The sequence below is a fragment of the Halopseudomonas yangmingensis genome, assembly GCF_900114825.1.
Classification (GTDB): Bacteria; Pseudomonadota; Gammaproteobacteria; order Pseudomonadales; family Pseudomonadaceae; genus Halopseudomonas; species Halopseudomonas yangmingensis.
Window position 1 is genome coordinate 12,043 of the sequence record NZ_FOUI01000012.1, and the last position, 26,490, is coordinate 38,532.

25 protein-coding genes and 1 pseudogene are annotated in these 26,490 nt (G+C 51.5%); 11 read left to right on the top strand and 15 right to left on the bottom strand.

The window, feature by feature from the left end; all coding sequences use genetic code 11:
- Positions 1-96 precede the first annotated feature (96 nt).
- A complete protein-coding gene (locus BMZ23_RS10920; RefSeq protein WP_093477125.1) occupies positions 97-327 on the top strand; it encodes a helix-turn-helix domain-containing protein in 231 nt (76 codons plus the stop codon).
- Positions 328-487: 160 nt separating this feature from the next.
- Here BMZ23_RS10920 and BMZ23_RS10925 read toward each other — a convergent pair whose 3' ends face one another.
- From BMZ23_RS10925 to BMZ23_RS15380, 5 genes are all read right to left on the bottom strand, one after another.
- Positions 488-1,357 carry a DUF2971 domain-containing protein gene (locus tag BMZ23_RS10925; protein ID WP_093476842.1) on the bottom strand — a complete coding sequence of 290 codons (870 nt, stop codon included), beginning with the start codon at positions 1,355-1,357 and terminating at the stop codon, positions 488-490.
- A gap of 24 nt (positions 1,358-1,381) precedes the next feature.
- Positions 1,382-2,179: an SIR2 family protein gene (locus tag BMZ23_RS10930; RefSeq protein WP_093476846.1), complete on the bottom strand. Its 798-nt coding sequence runs from the start codon at positions 2,177-2,179 to the stop codon at positions 1,382-1,384.
- Positions 2,176-2,736: a non-canonical purine NTP pyrophosphatase gene (locus tag BMZ23_RS10935; protein ID WP_093476851.1), complete on the bottom strand. Its 561-nt coding sequence runs from the start codon at positions 2,734-2,736 to the stop codon at positions 2,176-2,178. The genes BMZ23_RS10930 and BMZ23_RS10935 overlap by 4 nt, the downstream gene beginning before the upstream one ends.
- Entirely contained in the window at positions 2,733-3,782 is a 1,050-nt protein-coding gene (locus tag BMZ23_RS10940) for an adenosine deaminase family protein (RefSeq protein ID WP_245748190.1), read from the bottom strand. Before BMZ23_RS10940 ends, BMZ23_RS10935 begins: the two co-directional genes overlap by 4 nt.
- 147 nt (positions 3,783-3,929) lie before the next feature.
- Positions 3,930-4,088 carry a DUF4113 domain-containing protein gene (locus BMZ23_RS15380; RefSeq protein ID WP_093476857.1) on the bottom strand — a complete coding sequence of 53 codons (159 nt, stop codon included), beginning with the start codon at positions 4,086-4,088 and terminating at the stop codon, positions 3,930-3,932.
- An 85-nt stretch (positions 4,089-4,173) separates the two neighbouring features.
- Here BMZ23_RS15380 and BMZ23_RS10950 point away from each other — a divergent pair, with 85 nt between their 5' ends.
- The 7 genes from BMZ23_RS10950 (at position 4,174) to BMZ23_RS10980 (ending at position 13,941) form a co-directional block, all read left to right on the top strand.
- The gene (locus BMZ23_RS10950; RefSeq protein ID WP_093476862.1) at positions 4,174-4,464 is read left to right on the top strand and encodes a type II toxin-antitoxin system TacA family antitoxin; all 291 of its coding nucleotides are present in this window, start codon (positions 4,174-4,176) and stop codon (positions 4,462-4,464) included.
- Between the two features lie 207 nt (positions 4,465-4,671).
- Positions 4,672-5,166, top strand: coding sequence for a restriction endonuclease subunit S (locus BMZ23_RS10955; RefSeq protein WP_245748191.1), 495 nt, complete (start codon positions 4,672-4,674; stop codon positions 5,164-5,166).
- Between the two features lie 73 nt (positions 5,167-5,239).
- Positions 5,240-6,763, top strand: a complete 1,524-nt coding sequence (locus tag BMZ23_RS10960) for a type I restriction-modification system subunit M (protein ID WP_093476871.1) — start codon at positions 5,240-5,242, stop codon at positions 6,761-6,763.
- Entirely contained in the window at positions 6,753-8,021 is a 1,269-nt protein-coding gene (locus tag BMZ23_RS10965) for a restriction endonuclease subunit S (protein WP_093476875.1), read from the top strand. Before BMZ23_RS10960 ends, BMZ23_RS10965 begins: the two co-directional genes overlap by 11 nt.
- Before the next feature lie 14 nt (positions 8,022-8,035).
- A complete protein-coding gene (locus BMZ23_RS10970) occupies positions 8,036-9,877 on the top strand; it encodes a DUF262 domain-containing protein (protein ID WP_093476878.1) in 1,842 nt (613 codons plus the stop codon).
- Positions 9,878-9,901: 24 nt separating this feature from the next.
- Complete coding sequence (locus BMZ23_RS10975; RefSeq protein ID WP_093476882.1) at positions 9,902-13,189, top strand: type I restriction endonuclease subunit R; 3,288 nt, start codon at positions 9,902-9,904, stop codon at positions 13,187-13,189.
- Between the two features lie 2 nt (positions 13,190-13,191).
- The gene (locus BMZ23_RS10980; protein ID WP_245748192.1) at positions 13,192-13,941 is read left to right on the top strand and encodes a M48 family metallopeptidase; all 750 of its coding nucleotides are present in this window, start codon (positions 13,192-13,194) and stop codon (positions 13,939-13,941) included.
- Between the two features lie 36 nt (positions 13,942-13,977).
- Here the strand turns inward: BMZ23_RS10980 and BMZ23_RS14840 are convergent, their stop codons facing one another.
- The 5 genes from BMZ23_RS14840 to gmtY are packed head-to-tail and all read right to left on the bottom strand — an operon-like array spanning position 13,978 to position 20,260.
- Complete coding sequence (locus tag BMZ23_RS14840; RefSeq protein ID WP_143069590.1) at positions 13,978-15,054, bottom strand: hypothetical protein; 1,077 nt, start codon at positions 15,052-15,054, stop codon at positions 13,978-13,980.
- A gap of 50 nt (positions 15,055-15,104) precedes the next feature.
- A complete protein-coding gene (gene greB / locus BMZ23_RS10985; RefSeq protein WP_093476887.1) occupies positions 15,105-15,590 on the bottom strand; it encodes a transcription elongation factor GreB in 486 nt (161 codons plus the stop codon).
- Positions 15,591-15,596: 6 nt separating this feature from the next.
- The gene (gmtX, locus tag BMZ23_RS10990) at positions 15,597-16,202 is read right to left on the bottom strand and encodes a gamma-mobile-trio protein GmtX (RefSeq protein ID WP_093476890.1); all 606 of its coding nucleotides are present in this window, start codon (positions 16,200-16,202) and stop codon (positions 15,597-15,599) included.
- Between the two features lie 10 nt (positions 16,203-16,212).
- Positions 16,213-18,948 carry a gamma-mobile-trio integrase GmtZ gene (gmtZ, locus tag BMZ23_RS10995; RefSeq protein WP_093476895.1) on the bottom strand — a complete coding sequence of 912 codons (2,736 nt, stop codon included), beginning with the start codon at positions 18,946-18,948 and terminating at the stop codon, positions 16,213-16,215.
- A complete protein-coding gene (gene gmtY / locus BMZ23_RS11000) occupies positions 18,935-20,260 on the bottom strand; it encodes a gamma-mobile-trio recombinase GmtY (protein WP_093476899.1) in 1,326 nt (441 codons plus the stop codon). Before gmtY ends, gmtZ begins: the two co-directional genes overlap by 14 nt.
- A 127-nt stretch (positions 20,261-20,387) precedes the next feature.
- Between gmtY and BMZ23_RS11005 the strand changes: the two are divergent.
- A pseudogene (locus BMZ23_RS11005) lies at positions 20,388-20,720 on the top strand (GreA/GreB family elongation factor); the annotation flags it as partial.
- Here BMZ23_RS11005 and BMZ23_RS11010 read toward each other — a convergent pair.
- Positions 20,717-21,607, bottom strand: coding sequence for a LysR family transcriptional regulator (locus tag BMZ23_RS11010; protein WP_093476908.1), 891 nt, complete (start codon positions 21,605-21,607; stop codon positions 20,717-20,719). The pseudogene BMZ23_RS11005 and the gene BMZ23_RS11010 overlap by 4 nt on opposite strands.
- Before the next feature lie 102 nt (positions 21,608-21,709).
- Between BMZ23_RS11010 and BMZ23_RS11015 the strand changes: the two genes are divergently transcribed.
- Positions 21,710-22,483, top strand: coding sequence for a ferredoxin--NADP reductase (locus BMZ23_RS11015; protein ID WP_093476912.1), 774 nt, complete (start codon positions 21,710-21,712; stop codon positions 22,481-22,483).
- A gap of 7 nt (positions 22,484-22,490) precedes the next feature.
- Here BMZ23_RS11015 and BMZ23_RS11020 read toward each other — a convergent pair whose 3' ends face one another.
- From BMZ23_RS11020 to aroC, 4 genes are all read right to left on the bottom strand, one after another.
- Positions 22,491-22,682 (bottom strand): PLD nuclease N-terminal domain-containing protein, encoded by a 192-nt coding sequence (locus BMZ23_RS11020; protein ID WP_093476916.1) that lies wholly within the window; start codon positions 22,680-22,682, stop codon positions 22,491-22,493.
- Between the two features lie 14 nt (positions 22,683-22,696).
- Positions 22,697-23,227 (bottom strand): cupin domain-containing protein, encoded by a 531-nt coding sequence (locus tag BMZ23_RS11025; RefSeq protein WP_093476921.1) that lies wholly within the window; start codon positions 23,225-23,227, stop codon positions 22,697-22,699.
- Between the two features lie 68 nt (positions 23,228-23,295).
- Positions 23,296-24,423, bottom strand: a complete 1,128-nt coding sequence (locus tag BMZ23_RS11030) for an MFS transporter (RefSeq protein ID WP_093476926.1) — start codon at positions 24,421-24,423, stop codon at positions 23,296-23,298.
- Between the two features lie 25 nt (positions 24,424-24,448).
- Complete coding sequence (gene aroC, locus BMZ23_RS11035; protein WP_093476930.1) at positions 24,449-25,543, bottom strand: chorismate synthase; 1,095 nt, start codon at positions 25,541-25,543, stop codon at positions 24,449-24,451.
- A gap of 165 nt (positions 25,544-25,708) precedes the next feature.
- Here aroC and BMZ23_RS11040 point away from each other — a divergent pair, with 165 nt between their 5' ends.
- Positions 25,709-26,488 (top strand): hypothetical protein, encoded by a 780-nt coding sequence (locus BMZ23_RS11040; protein WP_093476935.1) that lies wholly within the window; start codon positions 25,709-25,711, stop codon positions 26,486-26,488.
- Positions 26,489-26,490: the final 2 nt, after the last annotated feature.

Consider the following 26,490-nt stretch of genomic DNA (forward strand, 5'->3'; position numbering starts at 1 on the left):
AACAACCAAGAGTGGCGACGGATTGCGGATTATAGTCCGTGGCCGATGGGTCCGCAAACGCTTGATAGTACTGCCTCAAATGGCATTGAGGCGATTATGGAGCAGCTGGCAAAAGCGCTGGGAACACTTGTCCGGACGCAGAGAAAGGCCAGCGGACTTTCCCAGGATGCCCTTGCGCTTGCTTGCAACATTGATCGCAGCTACATGGGCCGTATCGAGCGCGGCGAGGTGAATATTACGGTGGAGAAGCTTTACCAGATCGCCAAGGCCCTTGATTGCGCCCCCTCCGCACTGCTTCCATCCATGAGCGGACTTCGAATCGATTAGTCTCGTACCGCTACTGAATCTTGCTCCGATGAATCCCTATTGCATCTGTCATGGATAACTGCTTTCGGCCAGAAGCGGACAGTCGCGACAAGCAGAACCCGGCCAAAAATTGACGCTCAGAACTGTGCTCTGAACTGGGGCGATTCAACATGCGGCTAGATCACCAGTAGTTGAATGGTACGCAAGAGGATCTGACGATGCTCGCATCGTAACCCGCAGCGCGCAATACAATCTCTGCGGCCTTCTGGGCCCGGTCTTGATTTGGGTTCGGACCTACGATTACCTCGCAGAGCGCGTGCTTGTTATGCTCCAGTATGTCCAGTGAGATGTATGGCACGACGTATGAAGGTCCAGGTCTGTATAGGATCTGGCGGGTGGGCTCATTGGTAATTATTCTCCATTCCGCCTCCTCATGAAATCCTTCATGTTTAAATCTAGGCGCCAACTCGATTAACATTTCGCAAGCGGTAGAAATGATGCTTTTGGCTTGATGGGCCCCAGCCTCTTCGAGGTGGGCCCAATATTTCACCATAACATCAACTTTCTCTTTGGATTCAAAACCCTCAAATTCCGCGCGGGACATAGGCATCGCAGGAAACTCACGCAGGGCTGCGGCAATGATTTCAGCCACTGCACCCAGCTGGTCATCATGGTTATACAAGCACTTTTCTAAACGCATCCCATTTGCAGCACAATAGTCTTCAAGTGCTTGACGATCGAAGCCTAAACAATAACCGTTGCCTCCGGCGCAGTAGCCTCGCCACTGACTTAGCAAGTCTGGTCGCTCGCTGAACGAGGAAACGTAAAGATCGTCAGCGGTTGTCAATTCCAGCTCATGCCGAAGTAGCCAACCGAAACGCTCGTCATAGTCGTCTTCAAAAAGCCGATTTGCCATCTGCTTGCCATGCTGGATGGCATGCTTAAATTCAGTGGGATCGTTTAAGAATAAAGCATTTGTGCACCAAATCGATTTGGTGCTCAGAATGCCAAGCAATCCAATCTGACTGGTGTAATGGTAAAGGCAGCTCATAAAGTCGCTCCTGATGTAGGGCTACTACTGCTGAACTAGCTCAGCAAGAAACTCCGCCAGCGCAGTCTCTCTGTCATCTTCTTCTGACACCAACATTTCTATACCCCAGTGCCCAAGCAACTCTTCAGCCACCGGATTGGGGCGATTGGTGAAGAGATACGATTTAGGGCGCGCTGCTGCGAGGGCATGGCTGCCCCACATCTTCGTCAAGCGATAGAAGAGCAACCGAATATTGAGATCGGTAATGCTATAACCGATGAACAGCACTGAGTTACCCAGAACGTCGTGCCGAAGCTTGATGTCCAGTGGTGACTCAAAGTTGAGGCGTTCGTAGTAGCTAGTCTCATCAAGGACAATAGAAGTATCGTCGTCAAAGTCCCCGTGGAACTTTATGATCTGACGATGGCTATCATGCACCGTTACGAGATCCGATACGCTTGCAACCTTGGTGTAGGCGGTCCCGTAATAATCGTGCGCCAGCTCGAGCCATCGGTCGTAATTCGTCGTATATATCTTCGAGAAGTTACCTTGGGCGATGAGTCTATGAATCTCTGAACCACCGACATCAATGCCTGGTTTGTGCCACTCCCGGTCCATCCAGCTCCGAAGCGGTCCCAATGTGCCTTTCTTCCTGCGGTAGAACTCAGCCAATGCAAGGTGACTGCCGTATGAGGAGAAAATCTGTGGATCGTAGCCTAGCTCAGTGGCAAGCTTGGAAATGAGCTCCCCCCAAGATGGGAGGCCAAGGTTTGCGGACACACCTGCGCCGGCGAAGAGAACGAGCTTGCCTGTCTGATATGCATGCAACAGTTCTGTCTTCATGCCGCCCCCTTTGCTGCTTTCAAGAATACGGCAAAGGCGTCTAAAGCTTTGCGCCTCATCGAGACATCATTCTTACGATCCCCCATTTCTGCAAACGTCTCCGTGTACCCGTCTGGTACGAACACGCAGTCCCACTGGAAATCTCGGAGCCCTGCAGGGATCGCAGGGACTATTCCGTGTACTTCACCTGAAAAAATATGAATCTGTCGGCCATCACAATACCCAAGAACCGTTTTCGCGGTTACAGAAGCATCACCGAGGCCTTGTACTAAAGTCGTGAATTTGTCGGCTTCAAGCTTGTCCCAGAATATCTGTGTGAGGCCCGCAGGTAGTCCGTTCATTCCTGCCAAATAGAGCCCTGTGTGCTCCACAAATAAGGGTCTGCCAATCAGTGCGAATGCCTTTGAAAGCTTGTCACGGACAAGACGTTCTACATCCTCAGTTTGCAGCTCTTCAATCTTCTCTCTGACAGCAATTACTTCCACGCCTGCTGGCTCAAGAATCTTGCGCACCTCATTGAGCTTGTGCTGATTTCCTGACAGGAATCTGATCTTCATGAAATGCCCCTGATGAAGGAGTATCGCTTAGCTTGTGTGTATTGTTCGCGAAGAACCTGAGCCGGGAGTCCTTCGGCCAATGCAGCTGCATAATCCTCATTCAGCCCCTGTTCATGTATCGCGGGGTTATCTGAGCATATTACAAACGGTACGCCATGCTCATAAAAATCACGTAGGGGATGAGCCTTCTCCGGTGGTATCGCACCGGTCAACCGATTGCTGATTGGGCATACCTCTACGCAAACATCTCGCTTTGCTAGAAGCTCCATTAGCGCAGGATCACTCCCGGCCGCAGTACCATGCCCAATGCGATCGGCTCCAAATAGTTCAATAGCCGTCCGTACATTTTCTGAACGGCCCGTTTCGCCAGCATGAATAGTTATGCCGAGACCAAAGTCATCTTTTGCTTTTCTGAACAAACTAGGCAGCTCAGTGGGATAAGAGACCTCCTCATCTCCGGCGAGATCAATACCAACGACATGTTTTGACCTACCAAGTGCATCGTAGGCCGAAAGTAGGGCTGCAAGATGAACTGAGCTATAGTCACCGCGGGTGACCGTCAAGATTAGCCCCCACTGCATTGCATAAAGTTCGGTCGCCTGATTTATGCAGGTTATTAGCCGGTTAAGTGCTTCGGGTACCGAGCACTCTTGAATAGCGGCAAGGTAAAGTACACTACTTCTAAGCTCAACGAAGCGGACGCCGTTGGTATGAAGGTTGCTGACTACAGCAACTACAAGGCGTCGGAGGTTTTCTTCCCGCTTTGGTAGCCTCCGTAACAACTGCCACGGTACCAAATACTCTGCCAGTGAAGAACATGGTGACCTGCGCACAAGATCTCGTTCGGGATTAAAGTCCGTGATAATTTCGGTTCCTTCATCTCCCAAAATCTCTAGAACTGTTTTTGCTGGTACTGCCCCGTTCAGATGAATGTGAAGCTCGCCTTTATCGAGAACGATCTCCGAGACACTGTCCGACCGAAGCGCTTCAGTTCCACTCCAACGTTTGCCGCAGAAGCAGGGCTGAGTTATTTCTTCATGATGCACATAACCTCCTTGTTCTCGCTTACCGCTAATTGCCGCTGAGAGCACAGCGAAGCGACATTCTAGCTGCCGCTGATTCTATTTACACTCATAAGCGGCCGCTTTTGGCCGATAGCTGACGCCCGCAGCCAGTTTCCGCAAAGGCACCTTCTATGTCCCCTGCCAGTATGTCGTGCACAGCGGACTCAAACACTCTAGACGCATCTCCCAGCCTAGTTCCAACGGCATCCGAACCCAGCGCAGCGTACCTCTGCCCCACCGGCTGTTGGTCTCATCCAGCGGCAGGTGAGTATACTCAGGGCTACGCATTCAGGCTGATGGCTGATTTGTGCAGCGTTTCCTTAGAAATGCCAGATGAAGATCCGAGCAAATTTTTCACCGTAAAGGAGTGCCTATGACCTCCCGTGTGCAAACCCACAAAAAAATCGTTCCTTTGAAAATGAAGGTCGACGAGGAGACACTCCGCCTGATTGACTATGCGGCGCAGCTGCTAGGTCATCAACGAACGCAGTTTGTCCTTGATGCCGCAACGGCTCATGCAGAGGACGTAATCCTCAACCGGCGTTTGTTCGTGCTATCCGCTACAGATTTCGATGCCTTCGATCAGGCCTTGTACCAACCAAGATCGAGCGACGTAGACGAACGCCTACAAAAACTATTGGGCCGCCCCAAACGCTGGGGTTGAAGGCATGGCAGACCAAGCAGCCAATCGCATCTATCCCGGTAGTGCCCTTTTCTGATTGACCAGGGCTGCCACCACAGTTAATTTTGCATCATCCCCTTTGATGCAAATTTTCAAATGCAATTAAGTCAAGTCGCCAACATCAGTGCAGGCTATCCATTTCGGGGCAAGATACCCCGCGTCCCTGGCTCGCCCGTGCTTGTTGTCCAGATGAAGGATGTTTCTCCGTCTGAGGGCATTCGCTGGGCTGGCTGCCTTGAAACTGAGCTGACAGGCAAGCGAGCGCCCGACTTCCTTGGCGAGGGCGACATTCTCATAGCCGCCCGTGGCAACCATAACTATGCCGTTCAGGTTGACAGCCGTCTGGCTGCTGCTGGCAAACAGGTGGTGGCCGCTCCTCACTTTTTCGTGGTGCGTCTGAAGGGAAAGGAATTACGCGCCGACTTTTTAACCTGGCTACTGAACCAGACGCCAAGCCAGCGTTACTTTGAACAAAACGCCGAAGGAAGCCTGAGCAAAAGCATCCGTCGCAGTGTGCTGGAGGAAGCCCCTATCGTGATTCCTCCCCTGGCAAAACAGCGGGCAGTCGTTGCCATGGCACATACCCTGCGGCAAGAGCAGCGACTGGCACAGCAACTGATAGACAGCGGTGAACGCATGATGAATGCAATAGCCATCGATCTGCACAAAGGTCATAGCCAGTAGAAAGCCCGCAGTGTGGCGGGCAGAATGAATTTAACCGGGCCGGATACACAGCCCAACCAGAGGAAGTACCAGGATGAACGACAAGATCAATCAGGACAGCATCAACAAAGCCCTATGGGCCGCCTGCGACACATTTCGCGGCACCATCAGCGCAGACACCTACAAGGATTTCATCCTGACCATGCTGTTCCTCAAATACATCTCGGATGTATGGCAGGACCACTACGACGGCTACAAAGCCCAGTACGGGGACGAGCCGGAGCTGCTTGATGAAATGATGAAGACCGAGCGGTTTGTGCTGCCAAAGGGCGCGTCCTTCTACACCCTGTTCCAGCACCGCCACGAGCCTGGTAACGGTGAGCGTATCGACCAGGCCCTGCACGCTATCGAAGAAGCCAACGGCACCAAACTCAAGGACGCTGGCAAAAGCGTGTTCCAGGACATCTCCTTTAACACCGACAAGCTGGGCGAGGAAAAGCAGAAGAACACCATTCTGCGTCACCTGCTGGAAGACTTTGCCAAACCTGAACTGAACCTCAAGCCCAGCCGCGTCGGCACATTGGACGTGATTGGCAACGCCTACGAATACATGATCAAGAACTTCGCTGCCAGTGGTGGCCAGAAGGCCGGTGAGTTCTATACCCCGCCTGAGGTTTCCGAACTGATTGCCGAGCTGCTTGACCCGCAACCGGGCGACAGCATCTGCGACCCGGCCTGTGGGTCGGCCTCACTACTGATGAAATGTGGTAGCAAGGTACGCGCCCATCACAACAGCAAAAACTACGCCCTTTATGGTCAAGAAGCCATTGGCTCTACCTGGTCGCTGGCCAAGATGAACATGTTTCTGCATGGCGAAGACAACCACAAGATCGAATGGGGCGACACCATCCGCAACCCCAAGCTGCTGGATAAAAACGGCGACCTGATGTTGTTCGATATCGTCACCGCCAACCCGCCGTTCAGTCTGGACAAGTGGGGCCATGACGAGGCCGAACACGACAAATTCAGCCGTTTCCGCCGTGGCGTGCCGCCGAAAACCAAAGGCGACTTCGCTTTTATCCTGCACATGGTCGAAACCCTTAAGCCCAAGACAGGCCGCATGGGGGTTGTGGTGCCGCACGGGGTACTGTTCCGTGGTTCCAGCGAAGGCAGGATTCGCCAGCAATTGATCGACGAAAACCTCCTCGATGCTGTGATTGGCCTGCCGGAAAAGCTGTTCTATGGCACCGGCATTCCCGCAGCAATTCTGCTGTTCAAAAAAGCCAAGAACGACGACAAGGTGTTGTTTATCGATGCCAGCCGCGACTTCAAGGCCGGAAAAAATCAGAACCTTCTCGATGAAGCCAGTATCCAGAAAATTCTCGACACCTACAAAACCAGAACCAGCGCTGATAAATACGCTTACCTTGCCAGCCTCGATGAGATCAGGGAAAACGACTACAACCTGAATATTCCGCGATATGTCGATACCTTTGAAGAAGAGCAAGAAATCGACCTGATGACGGTGCGTGCTGAGCGTGAACAGCTAAAAACACAGCTGACTAAACTGGAAGCGGAGATGGCGAAGTACCTGGAGGAGCTGGGATATGGGCGCTAAACGCGAAAGATACACGCCAAACGATGTTGGCCCATCTCCATTGGAATGGGGTGCACCCAGATTAAGTGAAGTTTCCATTTTAATAACAAATGGCTTTGTAGGCACAGCTACGCCTTTTTACACAGACAATACTGGAGTCCCTTACCTCTACGGAACCAATGTAAGAGCCAACAAGCTAGAATTAGATACTGTTCGTTATATCACTCAAGAATTCCATGAAGCTCAGAGTAAAACCGCTCTCAAGCCAGGAGATTTATTGACGGTTCAGTCTGGTCACATTGGGGAGACCGCCGTAGTTACAAGTCAGCTCGACGGCGCAAACTGCCATGCTCTCATCGTAACAAGGCTAAAAAAAGAAAAAGCCAATCCAGAATTTTTGTCTTATTACATAAATTCTGAGATAGGTCGCGCTCGCATGAGAGGTCTTGAGGTCGGCTCGACAATCCTCCACATTAACACGAAGGACTTGAAGAAATTTCGGGTACTACTACCAAGCATCCCCGAACAAAAAAAAATCGCCCAAATCCTCTCCACCTGGGATAAGGCCATTACCACCACCGAACAACTGCTCGCCAACAGCCAGCAGCAAAAAAAAGCCCTGATGCAACAACTGCTCACCGGCAAAAAACGCTTTCCTGGTTTTGAGGGGGTCTGGAAAAAGTACACGCTCGGTGAGCTGGGGAATACGTTCAACGGCTTAACCGGAAAAACTAAAGAAGATTTTGGTTTTGGGAAGAAATACATTCCATACATCAACATCTTTAAAAACAGCCGAATCGATGTGAGAGCGCTAGAGCTTGTTGATGTCAATGAAGGTGAATCCCAGTCGCTGTCTCAATATGGCGATATTTTCTTCACTACATCATCCGAAACTCCAGATGAAGTTGGCATGTCTTCAGTGTTGCTTGATCATGTCGATGAGTTATACCTTAACTCATTTTGTTTTGGTTATCGCCTATTTGGTTTTGAATCACTGCACCCAGAATTCGCCAGCTATCTTCTTCGAAGTGAACATGTTCGCGGTGAAATTGCAGTACTCGGTCAGGGCGCTACCCGCTACAACCTCTCGAAAAAGCAATTAATGAAACTGAAGCTTACGCTCCCGCCTGTTGATGAGCAGAAAAAAATAGCCTCGGTTCTTTCCGATGCAGACCAAGAAATCGGAAGCCTGCAATCCCAGCTCGAGGGCCTGAAACAAGAGAAAAAAGCCCTGATGCAGCAGCTACTCACGGGTAAGCGCCGCGTGACCCTGAACTGAACAAGGAGGTTGCCATGAGCAAACTGGAGAACAAAATTGAAGCCCGCCACCGTAATCTGTTCGATGTGCTGAATCAGCAGAAGTACACGGTCGATTATTTCCAGCGCGAATACAGCTGGGGCGAAAAGCACATTGAAGAGCTGGTGACCGACCTGACCTCAGCCTTTCTGGCGGAATACAGCCCCGGCGATAAACGCGAACAGGGTGAGCAGTACAACAACTATTACCTTGGCCCCTTTGTGGTCAGCAGCAAGGACGGCAAGCGCAGCATTATCGACGGCCAGCAGCGCCTGACCTCGCTGACGCTGTTTCTGATCTACCTGCATAACTTGCAGAAAGAGCTCGGCTACAACGAAAAAATCGAGCCGATGATTTTTTCCGAATTGCGCGGCAGCAAGTCGTTCAACATCACTGTAGATGAGCGTATTCCCTGCCTGGAAAGCCTGTTCACCCAGGGCGAATACCAGCCTGATGACAACTCCACCGAATCAACCCGCAACATGGCTGAGCGCTATCAGGACATTGTGCGCGCCTTCCCGGAAGAACTGAAAGCCGATGCCTTTCCGTTTTTTATCGACTGGCTGAAGTACAACGTGATCATGGTAGAAATCATCGCCTACTCGGATGAGAACGCCTACACGATCTTTGAAACCATGAACGACCGTGGCCTGAACCTGACCCCTTCTGAAATGCTGAAGGGCTATGTGTTGTCGCGGTTCGATCAGCCTGCCAAGCGGCACAATGCCAACGAGCTGTGGAAGCAGAGCATGTTGCAGCTGAAAGCCTATGACAAGGACGAGGACCAGCGTTTCTTCCAGTCCTGGTTGCGAGCCCGTTATGCCGACAGTATCCGCCCCGGTAAGGCCGGCTCCAAAAACGAGGACTTTGAAAAGATTGGCACGCGCTTTCACAGCTGGGTACGCGACAACCTGGATAAGGTCGGGCTGGACGCCACTGATGGCAATAGCTTCGAGCGCTTTGTGCAGCAGGATTTACGTTTTTACCTGAAAGCCTACCTGCGCATTCTGGATGCCGAGCGCACCTTAACCCCTGGGCTGGAGCCGGTGTATTACATCAACCACTGGGGCATTGCACCGACGCTTAGCTATCCGCTGTTGCTGGCTGCTCTGAATACCGATGATGACGACAGCACCGTGGCCGCCAAGATCAGCACAGTGGCCTCCTATATCGAAACCTTTGTGGTGCGCCGCTCCGTCAATTTCCGCAACTTTTCTGCCAGCTCTATCCGCTACACCATGTACAGCTTGGTCAAAGAGCTGCGCGGACTGGATTTACCAGCATTGCAGGCCTTGCTGACGCAAAAACTGGCGGATATGAAAGAGTCGTTTGAGGGCATGGACAAGTTCCGCATGCATGGCCAGAACAAGCGTTTTGTGAAGTTTCTGCTGGCCCGCATGACGGCCTGGTGCGAGCAGCAGGCGGGCATGAGTACCAATTTTGTAACCTACTACCAGCCTGTCAGTGGCAAACCCTTCGAGGTAGAACACATCTGGGCCGACAAGTTTTCCCGGCACAAGGACGAGTTTGAGCAGGAGCACGAGTTCCAGAACTACCGTAACCGGCTGGGTGACCTGGTGTTGCTGCCGCGTGGTACCAACCAATCCTACGGCGATTTGCCCTATGCCGAGAAACAACCGCACTACATCAAGGAAAACCTGCTGGTGAAGTCTCTCAGCCCACTGGCCTATGAGAACAACCCGAATTTCCAGGCACTCACCCGCCATCACAACCTGCCTTTTAGCGCCCATCCGCAGTTCAAAAAGCAGGATATAGAAGCACGGCAGGCGCTGTATCAGGCAATATGTGAACGCATCTGGCCTGCGCGGCTAGGTTGAGCTCGCTGACAAAAGGGACTTAATGTGAACTACAACACCCCAAAATTTCAGGAAGAATACAGCGCCAAGCTACCGGCGCTGACGTTACTGACCAACCTGGGGTGGACATTCCTGTCGCCAGAGCAGGCACTGGCAGCCCGCGACGGTAAAACCGACGGTGTGGTGCTACGCGGCTTGCTGCGTCAGGCCCTGCAAAAACGCACCTATAGCGTGGCGGGTAAGACCTGCTCCCTGTCAGACAAGGCCATCGACAACCTGATAGCAGAGGTATGCAGCCCACCGCTTAACGAAGGGCTACAGGCTGCCAATGAGCGCCTGTACAACCACATGCTTTACGGTATTTCCGTTACCGAGTTTGTGGACGGTAAAAAAGCCAACCCGACCATTGCACTGATTGACTGGCACAACCCGGCCAACAACAGCTTTGTGTTTACCGAAGAATTTACTGTGGCCCGTTCCGGTGGCGAGGAAAATCGCCGCCCGGATATCGTGTGCTTTGTGAACGGTATTCCCCTGGTCGTCATTGAGGCCAAACGCCCGGATGGGAACGCCAAGAAAGGCCCAACCATCGACGAAGGCATCTCGCAAAGCCTGCGCAACCAGCGCCACGATGAAATCCCTCTACTCTTCGCTTACAGTCAGCTACTGCTGTCTGTGAACGGAACGGACGGTCGCTACGGCACCTGCGGCACCCCGGCCAAGTTTTGGGCGACCTGGCGTGAGGAGGATATTTCCGACGCCGATATGTATGCGATCAAGAACCGCTCGCTGAGTGATTCCGATCTGGCTGGCCTGTTCGACTACCGCCCAGCCGCTGATCGGCGCTGGTATGACAGCCTTATCGCGGCCGGGCATCTGGCGGTTACCGGCCAGGACAGGCTGTTGATCAGCCTGCTGAGTCCTGCCCGCCTGCTTGAAATGATTCGGTTTTTCACACTCTACGACAAGAAGGCCGGCAAGATTGTTGCCCGCTATCAGCAGGTGTTTGGCATCAAGCGGTTGATCGAACGCATCAATACCCGTCGCCCGGATGGCGGGCGTGAGGGCGGTGTGATCTGGCACACCACAGGCTCCGGCAAGTCTTTCACCATGGTCTTTCTCAGCAAGGCGCTGATCCTGCATGACAGTCTCAAGCAGTGCCGCATTGTTGTGGTTACCGATCGGGTAGATCTGGAAAACCAGCTGAGCAAAACCTTTGCCTCTGGCGGTGAGCTAGCAGACAAGAAAGACCGCGAAGCCGCTATGGCAACCTCAGGCAAACGCCTGGCGGAACAGATTGGCAAAGGCTCGGAGCGGATCGTTTTCTCTCTGATCCAGAAATTCAACTCGGCTACCAAGCTGCCGGAATGTCAGAACAGCAGTACCGACATCATCGTACTGATCGATGAAGGCCACCGCAGTCAGGGCGGTGAGAACCATATCCGCATGCGCCAGGCACTGCCGAACGCATCATTCGTCGCCTTCACTGGTACGCCACTTCTGAAAGACGATAAAACCACAAACAAATTCGGCCCCATTGTGCACGCCTACACCATGCAGCGTGCGGTGGAAGACCGAGCGGTCACGCCGCTGCTTTACGAAGAGCGCATCCCTGATCTGGAAGTCAATGAACGCGCTATCGACAGCTGGTTCGAGCGAATTACCGAAGGTCTGACGGACGAGCAGAGGACCGACCTGAAGCGCAAGTTTGCCAGGAAGGGTGAGCTGTACGGCGTGGATGATCGCATTCGGCTTATTGCGCTGGATATCGCCAATCACTTTGTGAAGAACATCGACGATGGTCTTAAGGGGCAACTGGCATGCGACAGCAAAGCCTCTGCCATCAAGTACAAGAAGTACCTGGACGAGGCAGGGCTATTTGAGGCGGCTGTAGTAATGAGCTCCCCCGATACGCGAGAGGGCAATACCGCTGTGGATGAGAGCGCTAGCCCAGAAGTCACACAGTGGTGGAAGGCAACGGTGGGGAGTCAGGATGAGCAGAGCTACACCAAGCATCTGATTGAACGCTTTGCCGATGCCAAGGACCCGCTTAAAGTGCTGATCGTGGTGGACAAGCTGCTGACTGGTTTTGATGAGCCGAAAAACGCGGTGCTGTACATCGATAAACCCCTCAAGGAACACAACCTGATTCAGGCCATTGCCCGGGTCAATCGCCTGCACCCGCAGAAGAAGTTTGGTCTGCTGATCGACTACCGGGGCATTCTGGCCGAGCTGGATACCACCATCCAGAAGTACCAGGACTTGGCCTCACGGACTCAGGGCGGATATGACATCAATGACATTGCCGGTCTCTATAACGAGATGAGCACTGAGTACAAACGGCTGCCGCAGCTGTACAAGCAGCTATGGGCCATTTTCGATGGCGTCAGGAACAAGAGTGACATCGAGCAGCTACGGCAGGTTCTGGTGCCCCGTATTGAGGAAAAAGATGGTGAGCTGGTGGATGGGCACCAGAAGGTGCGCGAGGACTTCTACGAGGCTCTGACGGCCTTTGCCAGCTGCCTGAAGGTGGCCTTGCAGTCTGCTACTTTCTTTGACGATAAAAGCTTCACCGATGCCGACCGTCGCCACTACAAGGAGACGGTCAAGCAACTATCCAGCCTGCGCCAACTGGTGCAACAGGATGCCGGAGAAAGGATCGACTACGACGAGTATGCCGATCAAGTGAAAAAGCTCCTCGACAAGCACGTTGTCGGCGTTGGCGTGAAAGATCCGCAAGGTGTCTATGAAGTCGGCAAGATGGGTCAGTCACAGCAACCTGAGGACTGGAGCGAGGACAAGACGCGGAACGAAACGGATATCATCAAGACCCGCATCACCAAGATGATCGAGCAGGAATTGCGAGATGATCCCTTTGCGCAGGAATCCTTCTCCAAGCTCCTACGACAAGCGATTGAAGAGGCGGAAAAACTCTTCGACCATCCGCTCAAGCAGTATCTGTTGTTCCATGAGTTCGAAGAACAGGTGCGTGAGCGCCGCGTGGACGGGATTCCCGATGCGTTCAGCGGCAACCGTCATGCCCAGGCCTACTTCGGTGTTTTTAAAACGGTACTGCCAGAAGCCCTCGCCGTGATGGATCAGCAGGTTCAGGACAAGTGGGTCAAACTGGCATTTGAAATCGATCAGGTAGTCGAAATTGCCGTTTCCGAGAACTCGATCAATCCGCAGAACATCGAAGCTGATATCCGCAAAAAGCTTCTGCCCCGGATGTTTCAGGAGTGCAAAGTCATTGGCGGCGGCATGGACCAGGCGAAGAAAATTGTGGAAATGGTGGTGCAGATCACCCGTGTCGGCCTGAACGGTGTGCAGTAAACATGAACCTGCCGATTAAACCCAAAAGTCTGCCCATGAGTTTTCGCTATGGGGACGAGCAGTTGGCCTTCGAGCGCGTCAAACGCCCATTGGCAACAGCCAGCATATTGATCAAGGTTCACCCCGATTGCCGTATCGTGGTGTCAGCACCGGAAAATGCGAACAACGAGGACGTATTATGCGCCGTAAAAAAGCGCGGCCGCTGGATTTACCAGCAACTGCGTGAGTTTCGCAAACAGCTTGAGCACGTCAGGCCACGGCAATACATCAGTGGCGAAACCCACTACTACCTGGGCAAACAGTACCTGCTGAAGGTCAATGAAGCTCCCGACCAGGGGCAAGGCGTCAAACTGCTTCGTGGGAAGCTGGAAGTCACCGTACGCAACAAAGACGCTGACCGGGTACAAGAGCAACTATCCCGATGGTACAAGGCGCGGGCGAAGGAGGTATTTTCCAGACGACTGGACGCCGTTCTGGAGCAGGCATTATGGGTAGCAGATAAGCCACCCTTGCGGATTCTTAGCATGAAGACCCAATGGGGAAGCTGCTCACCCAAAGGCCGAATTACTCTGAACCCACATCTGGTCAAGGCGCCACGGGAATGCATTGATTACGTCATTCTGCACGAGCTCTGTCACATCGCCGAGCATAACCACAGCGAGCGGTTTTACCGGCTGATGAGACAGGTTATGCCTGAGTGGGAAAAGACCAAGGAGCGGTTGGATGGGATGGCTAAGTTATTTATAACATAATTAAAAAAGCAACCATCTAGCGATAAACAAACCCCGCTATTTTAAAATAATCTTATTGACAACCAACCTACCATCGAACAAATTCTTAATAAATGAAAAATTCTCAAGCTGACCTACAGTGAGGGACTCCTTACCCTTTATTTCAACTAAGCTTACAACACCAAAACTAACACTAATTAGGTCTGGCCACCCTCTAACACATGAAAGAGGCTCATTGGCATAACGCTCTAGTATTTTTTTCATTCGAGAAAAGCCTATACCCTCTAAAATCTGCACAACAACATCAGATGTAATATTGCTCTGTATTTTATAAGAATTATTTTTTGCAAAACAAAAATCAAGCGAACGATTTTCATTTCTTATAAAATATAAATAATCAGAAAAAACTTTCTCTGTAAAAGCATCCAAAAAAATCTCTTCAAAACCAAACGCTTTAACACCAAGAATTGAAGACACCCTTACACCTGAATAAAAACTACGCATAACATCAAAAATCATTCTCTCAAGATCACGAATAAATACCCTCCATATATCATTTTCAACATAATACCACTGCTGAAAAGAAGACATATGATCACAAAAAATACTTTCAAGCGGACGTTCTGAATAAGGTAGATGAACCTGCTCAATCGGTATATCAATAGCATCACATTGGGATTTAAGAGACTTAGTGCTCAACGAAAATGACCGACCTATATTCGTCAACTTAAGATCGCGATCAATCAAAGCACCACAGCGCAAAAGCCTAACATCAGACTTAGTTAACCTCTCCTTATTAAGGTACTTCCTAAAGACCGATCTTTCCAAATTAGAAAGCTCATTAACATCTCGCTGCTGCCTATAAAAATCTTTAAGAATAAGATGGTACTCAATTATATGACCATGATAAAAAAAAGAAGAAGAATTCAATTGCCCACAGACAAACTTATCAAACTGTTCTCGTAAATCATTCGAATGCTTAGAAACCTGAGATCGCCAACGCGAAATAGTACTTTTCCTTTTCATCGGTAAAATATTTTGAACATGACATACACGATCAAAAACCTCATCATCGCCAAGCTCCTCGCAAGCCTTGAGGATTACATACTTGAAATAATCAGAATAGTATCTCAAGAAACCTCCTAATCAACCATACATCAGAAATCGGAAACCGCAGAAAAATATTATCTAAAAAAATCAGGCCGATATTCAATAGATTCAATAACCCATGAAGCAAAAGAATCAGGCAACTCCAAAATGAATTCATCACCAACACTTTTACCTAAGCACGCCCTTACAATAGGCGCATTTACAGAAACGTAATCTTTCTTTCCATAAATCTCATCAGGACCAACTATTCTAAAAATCAACGAATTATCTTCATCATCTAGCAATGTGATCCAGGCGCCAAAGAAAACCTTTCCTTCTTGAACGGGGCTATATTCAATTACACGAAGTTTTTCTAAGCGATTCCTCAAAAACCGTACCCGACGATCTATCTCTCGCAACCTTTTCTTATTATATTGATAATCAGCATTCTCAGAACGATCTCCAAGGCTTGCAGCCCACTGCACTAGCTTTGTAAATTCAGGACGTTCTTTCCGCCACAAGTTATCTAGCTCGCTTTTAAGCTGCAAAAAACCTTCGGGAGTAATTACGTTTGTATCCATATTATCCTACAGAAAATTGAGAGCCTTTCTTACGGCATCAGATGTGGCTGCGCGCAAAACAACAGTACCAGAGGCATCAACAATTTCGCCATACTCCGATATCGAAAAACCCCACTTATTTAGAAAATCATCAGAAACAATATACTCAAGTGCGCGTCGCTCAAGATTTGTAAATTTGGCATCCTCATCTAAAATCACGTTTTGATAATCACTTACGGCAATACGTGCGGATGGGGGTATAAACTCAGCAAGCTTCTTTTTTGCAGCCGCCAATTCAGCCGCCTGCATACGAACCAAAAGCTTAAGCTTTGGGCTATTAATTTCTTCAATCCAATCATCATCGCCTTTAGGATAAATAACAGACTTCTTTTCAGCATATTGGCTAGAAAAAAAACTTAATAGCTCTCTATAAACTTGCCCCGTCTTATTATTAATACTTTGTGCTTTAGGAACACCCCTATTGTAACCAAGGCGCGCGATAGTTGCTGCAGAAAAGTCATATATCTTACGCTTTTCTTGCTCAAGACAAATCTGATAAATAGCATCAAGCGTCTTGCTTACTTTAGGCGATGAAGACTGCTTGAGGTTTTTAAGAAAATCTTCTGCATTCACTGAAAATTCCTCATAAAATTTCCTGTACGGATCTTTTTCGGATTAGCTCAATTTCAGAAAGCTCTATTCTTTCAGGACCAACCAAATCGCAAAGTTTTAAATCACCATTAATCAAACTATTAATTTTACCCCACGAACCAACTCTGGTCTTAAACAAAGCGACCAGTTGATTACCAACCACCAGCTGCTCCTCTTTTGAAAGCAAAAACAATCCGGGAGCCATATCGTTAAAAGTAGCCATACGATCCAACAACTGAGACCGTGGAAATACAGCCCTTGATGGATTACAACTTTCATAAATAGTTGCGTTCTCACAAATCTCATGTAGCTGTTGAAAATGTGATGACTCTTCTACTTCAATCTTTATTTCAGATTCTGGCATTTTTATCAGCTGCAAACTTGATTCACCAGAGTCAAGAACACCATTAGCGACTGATTGCGAAAGCTGAATTAATTTATATGAAGACTGAAGATCACATAAAAGCATATCAAACTTTTTAGCCGCAGACTCATACTCAGACTCCAGCTTTCTTATTTTAAACTCCAAGACCTTGCGCTCTTCATAATCAAAGCTTTTATTTTTTAGCTGTGCCAAATATTCCTGCCTATCAAGATCTGACAACCGTGTATTTATATTTTGAATTTTTACTTGTAGATCATCACAAATAGCAGATTGCTCGTTAGCCTCAAACAAAACCTCATTGGTAATTGAGAGCAAACCGCCCAAAAATACGGGGCCAGTAATGAAATGTCGGCAACGTAAACAATTTTGAATCCCAAGATATCCTGCTGGAGCAGGGCTTCTTACTTTCGAGCCAGCAATTTCCTCTCCACCATCATCACACCTGGAGGCAGCGTACGGACAGATACCGTAATCTCTAAAAACATAATTTCCCGCAGGAACATCATTCGTAAGAGACCGAAGCAAATCCTGATTTGAACCAACAAGCTGATTCTTTACCGACTCAATTTGGTTTTGCTCAATAAGTGCCTGAGTGGCTTCTGCTTGTGATTTTAAAGCCTTCTTCTCAGCCTCTTCTAAGCGCTGCCTAATATCTGTATGATTTATTTTGCAATAATAGATAGACATGACAATAGAAGAGTGACCTACAATCTTCATTACAACTTCTATTGGCAGCCCATACTCCATAACATATGCGGTAATCAAACTAACTCTCATGGAGTGTGGCGTATACTTTGATTTGTAGTTGGAAAGACGGTAAGGAGTTCCATTCACCTCAGCCAACTTAAGGCTAGCAGGCTGGATATGATAAAGCGCGGCAGCAAGACGCGTGGTAAGTGCCAAACTCGGATTCTTTGGCTCTACGTCACCAAAAGCCCGAAATAGAAAGCAGTTAACGCCTCTGGCTCGAAGCTGTAGTTCATTGAGGTTTGTACGCACACAACGGGTCCATGGCGTTGCCTCAGAAATTGAGTTGTATTTTTGTTGCCATTTTCGGAGTCTTACCAACCAATAGGCTAGATCCTCTGGGATCCAGGGAATGCTATACCCAGCTCCGTTGTTACTGGTCTTGTTTGTAGTAACATACATCCCTATGTTGCCATCAGACATTTTTTTAATGAATGACTGGGCCTTTGTAGTGCCGGCCAAACCCCCAGTATTCTTAACCCAAATTATTGATCCATTGGGGCCAATTTCAGCGATCTCATTATCGCCTTCCCCTGAATCGTTATATGATATCTGCCTGCCTCTCAACGGCACCTTTGTCAAGGCATAAGTATGGATCCAGTCAATTGGACACCAAATTTGATACTCTCCTAGCCGCTCCCTGTAAACACAGTCCGGATCTTTTTTATCTATTAATTTTCTAGGAACGCTTATCCAGTCAGTGTCAAATTTTTGCAGATGAACCAAGTCCTTAAATGTCTTTGCATTTTTCGGAACAATCCAATCTTGGCAGCGCCTTACAAAATAATACTGCAAACATGGCTTAGTTGACTCGCCTCTAACAGGCGATGTAACGCTCTTATCATCAGTCATAAACTGGAAAGGATTACGAGCATTCATGACACGAACAATTTCACCAGTATCTTCATCTTCGTCAGTAAGATCATTTTCAATAACAAAGTTCAGGAACTCATTTACTGCGATTATCACGTTTCGGCGATAGTTATCCGTCGGGAGCAAATCAAGCTCTTTACGAAATGGTCGTATATTAACCTTTTCTTTTGTGAGGAATTCTTGTGGCGACTTACTCTTTTCGTGCTTCTCAATATACATTCTTACAAATCTACAAAGGTTGTTTATCTTAGAGCCACCCCCCAAAGCCTGCCTCATAAACTCTTCTATCTTATCTGCCCATAACTTATATGGCTCAGATATATATCTCAACTGGTAAGGCTTTTCTTTTCCGCAGAATTCGTACCAATCCTCCCACTCTTCTCCGTAAGCTTCTTCAGGTGCTCTAGGATAGCGCGCATCATTATTCAAGGAATTAACCCATGATATGTACGCTTTCTTAGAGCCTATTTTACTGGCAATTACTTCTTTCTTGAGCTTTTTGTATGAAATCAAATCTGGGATATCAAAAAAATCCACATATCCTTTCCACTCTTCACTAAAAACCCTCTCAGGATGCGCCGGCAGCCCTGGTATATCTTTATAACGCCGCCTATATTGGGGCGAATTATTTATGCCATTTTCTCTAATTATTGACTTAAGCTCATCCAAATTAGACGGACTGACAGGCGCCCCAATAAAATCACCTTTATCATCCTTTTTCATTGTTTAAATTCCTCATCTGATCCCTCACATCTTCATTGGTTGGCTTTATGTATATCAAGCATGAGTTTGGGCTCTTATGATGCATCATTTTTTGCAACTCGACTTGACTAAAGCCCATTTTCCTCCCTCTATAACCGTAAGCATGCCTATGCCCATGCTCTGTTGTACCAAACTCTTTCTTACAGATTAAACCAATTCGCTCTACAGCTCTTTTATGTCGCTGCTGGAAATTTTTCAAAGTTTCCGGTTCTCCCTTGTCGTTAGTAAAGGCAAATGGGTGAAATCTAACCGGCTCAACACGCTGAAACTTTAAATATTTAACCCATAAATTAATAAAGTCTCTTGCTTTACTTGCAGGATTAAATACAACCTCAAAATAACCATCCTTACTGGCGAGCATCGGATTTTTCCACCCCGAGTACAGACGCTCAGTTATTTGATATTTATTCCTTGACTTATAATCTGTTTCGCTTATCAAATACTCCGACCTATTCTTATATTTCAAATCAGGCGAACGACCATATTCCGGATGATAAACCCTTACTAAAGCCTCATCTGCATGAACTGGATGCACTGTAATATCTGATATGTACAAGTGAAAAACTTCGCTCTTCCTCAGGCCGCCATAATTCATCAACATGGTTATCAACTGCGAGCGATAGTCATGTTTATTTCTTGCATAAAAACCTTTCATTAACAAATTTTCAATTTTATCCTCTGGAAATCTTTCTGCTTTTTCGTTGCTTACCATCATTTGCATTGGTGTATAAATCAGCCTTTTTCTTCCCGCCATCTTTTTAGCTTCAGAGTACGAAGAGAGATGATTCAAGAACACATTTGCCTGCTTATTATAGTAAGCACACCAATTCATCCTCTCTTCCCAGCCAGTTGCTTCTCTGAAAGGATTTATTAGACTATCATCATGCCCTTCTTGTCGCGCAATAAAGTCAGTGTAATTTGTAATATTAGAAAGAATATTATTGGCGTCCACGAGGTCTCTTGGCTTCCAATACAACCCTAGCGGGTCAGTACTAGATTCATAGTCAATAGTTCCTGTCACCAATGCCTCTGTGAAACTCTTAAGTAGTGCAGTAGTCTTTTTAAAACCAAACGCCGCTTCTACATAATCAATTAAAAGTCGCACCGAAAATACCGACCGTTGCTTCCAAGACTGACTCTTGTCAGAATTCCAGGCAAGATATCTCAAGTGCGAAATCAGTATCCCTTTACTCGTGTACACAGCAGGCAATGTTTGCTTTTTGCCGCTAGCGATATCTGTGTAGTCAACAATCAGTTTGAATGTACTTTTCATGGGAAAACGCTGTGGCTGTGATGTGATGTGATGTGATGTGATGTGATGACACCAACCCTACCCCACTGAAGGCAGCTGAAGACAGCCCTTGAGCTTAAAAATAGTAGGATTTCTTTAGGGGTTCTAATACATCTACGGCAAGAAGATGCTGCGCGAGATCGACAGCCGCGTGCGTTTTCTGCGCAAGCGACTGGAGAAACTCAAGGTGGTCGAGCAGCCGCCGGCCGACCTGAACCGGATATTTTTCAGCGCCCATGTCAGTCTGGAGGACGAACAGGGCGACGCCCTGCAGGTACGTATCGTCGGCCCCGACGAAATCGACCCCAAGCGCCACTGGATCAGCATCGACAGCCCCCTGGCCCGCGCCCTGCTGGGCAAAACAGTGGATGACGAAATCAGCGTACAGACGCCGACCGGGGAGAAACTCTGGTGGGTGCTGGGGATTGATTACCGCGGCTAAGCCGTCCCGCCCATCTCCCGGCACAGCTCCAGCCAGCGCAGCACCCCCGGACCGAGGAAACGCTCGCGCTGCAGGACAAAATACAATCGCCGGCGAAAATCACGCTGCGGCACCGCCAGCGGCACCAGCGAGCCGCGCCGAAAGGCCTCCTCAAGGGTCAACGAGGACAGACAACCCAGCCCCAGGCCGGCCTCCACTGCACGTTTGATCGCCTCGGTATGCTGCAACTCCAGACGGATATCCAGCTCCGGCAGCAAACCGTGCATCGCCCATTCGAAGTGCTGGCGGGTCCCCGAACCGCGCTCGCGCACCACCCACTGCGCCGCCAGCAGATCGGCATCGGTCAGCCAGGGCCGCCCGGCCAACGGATGGTCCGGGGCACAGAACACCACCAGTTCATCATCACGCCAGTGGATCATCTGCAGTTCCGGGTGCTGCAGCTCGCCCTCGATCAGCCCGATATCCAGCTCGAAATTCGCCAGCTTGGCCACAATGCTGGCGGTATTTGCCACCTCCAACTCAACCCGCGCCCCGCTCTGCTCGGCCATATAGCGCGCCATGATCTGCACCGCCAGGTAGTTGCCGATACTCAGGGTCGCGCCAACCCGCAAATGCCCGGCCTGCTGGTGCTGCTGCAGAGCCTGTTCAAGGTCACGGGCCTGTTCCAGCAAGGCCTCGGCGCGCGGGCGCAGGGTGCGCCCCAGCTCATTCAGCTGCAGGCGCTTGCCAACCCGGTCAAACAGCTGCACATCGAACTGGGTTTCCAGCTCGCGCAGCGCACTGGACGCCGCCGACTGCGACATTGCCAGTGACTCGGCGGCACGGCTGAGGTTCTCGCGGCTGGCGGTCGCCAGAAAGACCTCAAGCTGACGCAGGGTAAACTTCATATTCGATTATTCCGATAAGCGTTATCTAAATAATCCACTTAACCGATTTATCAATCAAGCCTAGACTTCCGTCCATTCGCTACAGCCCTTGAGGAAACCCGCATGGCCGGCTTCGACACCGTAGATGTTTTGAGCGTGCACCACTGGACCGACAACCTGTTCAGCTTCAAGACCAGCCGTGACCCCGGCTTTCGCTTCAAGAACGGCCATTTCATCATGATCGGTCTGGAAGTCGAGGGCCGTCCGCTGATGCGTGCCTACAGCATCGCCAGCCCCAACCACGAAGACAATCTGGAGTTCTACAGCATCAAGGTGGCCGACGGCCCGCTGACCTCGCGCCTGCAGAATATCCGCGAGGGCGACCAGATCCTGATCAGCCGCAAGCCCACCGGCACTCTGGTACTGGATCATCTGCTGCCGGGCCGTAACCTCTACCTGCTGAGCACCGGCACCGGTCTGGCGCCCTTTATCAGCATCATTCAAGACCCGGAAACCTACGAGCAGTATGACCGGGTGATTCTCACCCACGGCTGCCGCTGGGTGCGCGAGCTGGCCTACCAGTCACTGATCAACGAGGAATTGCCGAATCATGAATATCTGGGTGAGCTGGTGCGCGAGAAGCTGATCTACTACCCCACGGTGACCCGCGAGCCGTTCCGCAACCAGGGCCGGCTGACCGAGCTGATGGACAGCGGCAAGCTGTTTGCCGATATCGGCCTGCCGCAACCGGATCTGCAGAACGACCGCTTTATGCTGTGCGGCAGCCCGAGCATGCTCAAGGACCTGACCGCACTGCTGGATCGCTGGGGCTTTCAGGAAGCCCGTCACGGTGATCAGGGGCACTATGTGATCGAGCGCGCCTTTGTCGAGAAGTGAGTGCCGGTTAGCGTCGCCCGCCCCGCGGGCCGACAAAGAACCAGACAATCAGACCGAAGACCGGCAACAGCAGCACAAAGGCGATCCATAAGACCTTGGCGCCGTTGCCGGCATTGCTCTGTACGATGTTGACCACAGCCCAGATACAGGCCAGCAGGTGAAGAAGGCCCAACAGGCCACCAGAAAAATTCACATCCATCATCAACTCCGAACTCAGATATCCAAGGGTCTGAAACCTTTCAGCCCCGTGTAGTCCTGACGCTGCACACCGTCCATTCCCGGCATCAGGCAAACCAGCATGCAGTCCTCACCAGGGCGCCCGCGAAAACTGTGCACAATGTCGGCAGGCACCTTCAGGGCGTCACCCGGCTGGCAGCCAATACTCAGCACTTCGTCACCAACCAGCAGGCTGAGCACCCCGCCTCCACGCAGAAACAACCGCAACCCCTCCTGCGGGTGACTGTGCCAGGACTCGGCCACCACCTCTTCTGCCTCCAGATAGGCAGGCAGTGGCGGCTTGTTGACGATCTCGGCATGACGATAGCCCTGCTCCAGCATCAACTGCTCCACCTGAGGGGCAAACTGCCGACGCAGCGCCTCGTCATCCGCCAGCGGCTGGGACAGCGGAAACTGCCACCACAGAACACCAACCCGCGCCAGATCACGCGCAATATCCTCGGCATGGGTCAGCACCCGCATGGGTTCCTGCAACTGGTCTTGCCGATACACGGCCAGAATGCTCATCGGTGACATCGCTCATCTTGGAATTGGCTGACCGCAGTATAGGTGCAGGGGGAAAAGGGCGAAAGGCATCAGCGGCGTACGGCAAGTACCGCAGCAGCCAGCAACGCCGCCACACTGGCAATCAGGAAGCTTGGCAGCGGGCCCAGGGTCTGCCAGGCATAGCCGGCGTAGAGGGCACCCAAGGCACCACCCAGACCCGACAGGGTGGCGTACAGCGCCTGACCCTGCCCCTGATGAGCGGCATCAAAGTGTTGCTGGACAAAGTGGATGGCCGCCACATGGAAGCAACCGAAGGTGGCCGCATGCAGCAGCTGCGCCAACAGCAGCACCGGCAATTGTTCCGCCAGGCTACCCAACAGCACCCAGCGCAACGCTGCCAGCAACAGGCTGGCAATCAGCAGCGCCGGTAAGGAAACCCGCCGCAGCAACGGCTGAATCAGCAGAAACAATACAATCTCCGCCACCACCCCGAGTGCCCAGAAGCCGCCAATCTGTGCACGGCTGTAGCCCAGGCTCTCCAGATGGATGCTGAGAAAACTGTAATAGGGGCCGTGCGACAGCTGCATCAGCGCTACCGCCAGCAAAAAGGCAGGGATGCCGGGACGTCTCAGGCTGCGCAGGAACCCGCTGGCCAGCTCGGCGCCATGCCGCTGAACGACCCGCGCCGGCGCCGGCACCAGCAAACTGGCCAGCAGAATCAGCAGCAGTATTACCAACATCGCCAGCGGGTAGATATCCAGCGACCAGCGATCCAGCAGTGCGCCCAGAATCACCACAGTACAGATAAAACCGATCGAGCCCCACAACCGGATACGGCTGTAGCGCGCCGCCTGATCGCCCAGATGCTGCAGGGTAATGACCTCGAACTGTGGCAACAGCGCATGCCAGAAAAAGCTGTAACCGGCCATCACCAGCATCAGCCAGAGGTAATCCTGGCGCAGCAGGATGGCACTGAAGGCCAGCACCGAACAGAAGGCTCCCCAGCGGGCAATCGGCAGACGCTGACCGGTTCGGTCACCCAGCCAGCCCCACAGGCTGGGCGCCAGGCAGCGCATCAGCATCGGCATGGCCAGCAGCTCGCCGATACGTGCCGGGGAAAACCCCAGATGCTCGAAATACAACGCAAGGAAGGGCCCTACGCCACCGAGCAGGGCAAAGTACCAGAAATAAAAATTCGACAGCCGCCACCAGGGCATGGCGTATCAATACCAGCCGTATGCGTCAGTCACACTGGCCGAGCACCGGTGTGCTGACCCGTACCCCGGCATTCTGGCCGCGATGACGCAGCAGATGGTCAGCCAGTACCAGCGCCATCATCGCCTCGGCAATCGGCGTGGCGCGAATGCCGACACAGGGGTCATGGCGACCACGGGTAATGACCTCCACCGGATTGCCATGCACATCAATCGAGCGACCCGGCGTGGTGATGCTGGAGGTCGGCTTCAGTGCCAGGTGGGCAATGATCGGCTGGCCCGAGGAAATCCCGCCGAGTACGCCGCCGGCATGGTTGCTGACAAAGCCCTGCGGGGTCATCTCGTCGCGGTGCTGGGTGCCACGCTGGGCAACACAGGCAAAGCCGTCACCGATCTCCACGCCCTTGACCGCATTGATGCTCATCAGCGCGTGGGCCAGGTCGGCATCCAGCCGATCAAACACCGGCTCGCCGAGCCCCGGCGGCACACCATCGGCCACCACGGTGATTTTCGCGCCCACCGAATCCTGATCGCGACGCAGTTGCTCCATATAGGCTTCCAGCTCCGGCAGCTTGTCCGGATCGGCACTGAAGAACGGGTTGTCGTAGACCCCGTCCCAGCTCTTGAACGGAATCTCGATCGGCCCAAGCTGGCTCATGTAGCCACGCACCCGGATACCCTCCGCCGCCAGCACCTTGCGCGCAATGGCACCGGCTGCCACGCGCATGGCGGTTTCCCGCGCGGAACTGCGGCCACCGCCGCGATAGTCACGGATGCCGTACTTGTGATGGTAGGTATAGTCGGCGTGGGCCGGACGGAACTGGTCCTTGATGGCCGAATAGTCCTTGGACTTCTGGTCGGTGTTGCGAATCAGCAGGCCGATCGGGCAGCCAGTGGTGCGACCCTCGAACACGCCACTGAGGATCTCCACCTGATCCGGCTCCTGACGCTGGGTCGCATGCTTGCTGGTGCCGGGACGACGGCGGTCAAGATCCACCTGCAGGTCAGCCTCACAGAGTTCCAGTCCGGGCGGACAACCGTCGACAATCGCCATCAGCCCCGGCCCATGGCTCTCGCCGGAGGTGGTCACGGTGAACAGAGTGCCAAGGGTATTTCCGGACATGCGAGCTACCTGCAGTGATAATCAATGAGGCCCGCAGTATAGCGGCAGCGCCCATCCGGTGACAGCCCGGTGCTTGACTCGCGGATTGGCTCACTGCAGGCTCAATATTGCAGAAATGCCCGCGACTGCCGATACAGGCAAAAGCCCTACTTCAGGATGTAGCCCATGAACAGCCCGCAGCGTGCGCCCGCAGAAGCCGAAACGGCCAGCACCGCCCCTGCACCACCGGACCCCTTTGCCAATGCCCGGCCATCCGATCTGTACTGGACCCGGCTCAAGCCGGTTTTCAAGGCCCAGAAACAGACCCATGCCGAGGCGCTGGTACAAATAGCCGTGACCCACGAGCAACGTGGCATGCTGGAGCTGTTGCGACTGGAGGCGCGGCCGGACGGTATTGCCGGCCACTGCACACCGGTAGAGGTGCTGATTGACCATAAACACAAACGCCTGCGGTTCGGTCCGCTGCAGACGGTGCAGCTGGCACCGGCCCAACGTGGCCTGGGTGGATTCCTGCTGGCGCAACTGTGCGACTGGTGCCTGCGCAATCTGGTCGACTACCAGGTAACGCCGATTATCCTGCATGCCCATCAGGTCACCACCGAAGAGCAACGACAAATTCGCGAACGCCTGCTGCGCCGCGCCGGTTTTGAAATCAGCTACCAGAACGAGGAACAGACCGAGGGCCGCGCCCAGGTCAACGATGTCAGCGCACTGATCAGCAGCTGGAATAATGAAAAGATCGAGCCCCTGCATATCGGCGAGCTACTGCGCCGACTGCGCGAACAGGAAGCCGCCGGCCGACAGCTTCAGGCCGAGTTGAACCAGCGCGAGGCAAAAATGAAAACCCTGCAACAGCAGGATGCCGGACAACGTTTTGCCATCTTTGCCCTGGTAATCTTCTGCCTGTTCCAGGCCTTGCTGCTGCTATGGGTAGTGCTGCGCTGACC

What these genes read in the sequence shown, in the direction of transcription:
- BMZ23_RS10960 (WP_093476871.1), top strand. Translation starts at nt 5,240, where the DNA reads ATGAACGACAAGATCAATCAGGACAGCATCAACAAAGCCCTATGGGCC.
- BMZ23_RS10920 (WP_093477125.1), top strand. Translation starts at nt 97, where the DNA reads ATGGAGCAGCTGGCAAAAGCGCTGGGAACACTTGTCCGGACGCAGAGA.
- BMZ23_RS11025 (WP_093476921.1), bottom strand. Translation starts at nt 23,227, where the DNA reads ATGAGCATTCTGGCCGTGTATCGGCAAGACCAGTTGCAGGAACCCATG.
- BMZ23_RS10965 (WP_093476875.1), top strand. Translation starts at nt 6,753, where the DNA reads ATGGGCGCTAAACGCGAAAGATACACGCCAAACGATGTTGGCCCATCT.
- BMZ23_RS15380 (WP_093476857.1), bottom strand. Translation starts at nt 4,088, where the DNA reads ATGCGTAGCCCTGAGTATACTCACCTGCCGCTGGATGAGACCAACAGC.
- BMZ23_RS10930 (WP_093476846.1), bottom strand. Translation starts at nt 2,179, where the DNA reads ATGAAGACAGAACTGTTGCATGCATATCAGACAGGCAAGCTCGTTCTC.
- BMZ23_RS10955 (WP_245748191.1), top strand. Translation starts at nt 4,672, where the DNA reads ATGAAGGATGTTTCTCCGTCTGAGGGCATTCGCTGGGCTGGCTGCCTT.
- BMZ23_RS10935 (WP_093476851.1), bottom strand. Translation starts at nt 2,736, where the DNA reads ATGAAGATCAGATTCCTGTCAGGAAATCAGCACAAGCTCAATGAGGTG.
- aroC (WP_093476930.1), bottom strand. Translation starts at nt 25,543, where the DNA reads ATGTCCGGAAATACCCTTGGCACTCTGTTCACCGTGACCACCTCCGGC.
- gmtY (WP_093476899.1), bottom strand. Translation starts at nt 20,260, where the DNA reads ATGAAAAGTACATTCAAACTGATTGTTGACTACACAGATATCGCTAGC.
- BMZ23_RS10980 (WP_245748192.1), top strand. Translation starts at nt 13,192, where the DNA reads ATGAACCTGCCGATTAAACCCAAAAGTCTGCCCATGAGTTTTCGCTAT.
- gmtZ (WP_093476895.1), bottom strand. Translation starts at nt 18,948, where the DNA reads ATGAAAAAGGATGATAAAGGTGATTTTATTGGGGCGCCTGTCAGTCCG.
- BMZ23_RS11010 (WP_093476908.1), bottom strand. Translation starts at nt 21,607, where the DNA reads ATGAAGTTTACCCTGCGTCAGCTTGAGGTCTTTCTGGCGACCGCCAGC.
- BMZ23_RS10970 (WP_093476878.1), top strand. Translation starts at nt 8,036, where the DNA reads ATGAGCAAACTGGAGAACAAAATTGAAGCCCGCCACCGTAATCTGTTC.
- BMZ23_RS11015 (WP_093476912.1), top strand. Translation starts at nt 21,710, where the DNA reads ATGGCCGGCTTCGACACCGTAGATGTTTTGAGCGTGCACCACTGGACC.
- greB (WP_093476887.1), bottom strand. Translation starts at nt 15,590, where the DNA reads ATGGATACAAACGTAATTACTCCCGAAGGTTTTTTGCAGCTTAAAAGC.
- BMZ23_RS10925 (WP_093476842.1), bottom strand. Translation starts at nt 1,357, where the DNA reads ATGAGCTGCCTTTACCATTACACCAGTCAGATTGGATTGCTTGGCATT.
- BMZ23_RS11040 (WP_093476935.1), top strand. Translation starts at nt 25,709, where the DNA reads ATGAACAGCCCGCAGCGTGCGCCCGCAGAAGCCGAAACGGCCAGCACC.
- BMZ23_RS10950 (WP_093476862.1), top strand. Translation starts at nt 4,174, where the DNA reads ATGACCTCCCGTGTGCAAACCCACAAAAAAATCGTTCCTTTGAAAATG.
- BMZ23_RS11030 (WP_093476926.1), bottom strand. Translation starts at nt 24,423, where the DNA reads ATGCCCTGGTGGCGGCTGTCGAATTTTTATTTCTGGTACTTTGCCCTG.
- BMZ23_RS11020 (WP_093476916.1), bottom strand. Translation starts at nt 22,682, where the DNA reads ATGGATGTGAATTTTTCTGGTGGCCTGTTGGGCCTTCTTCACCTGCTG.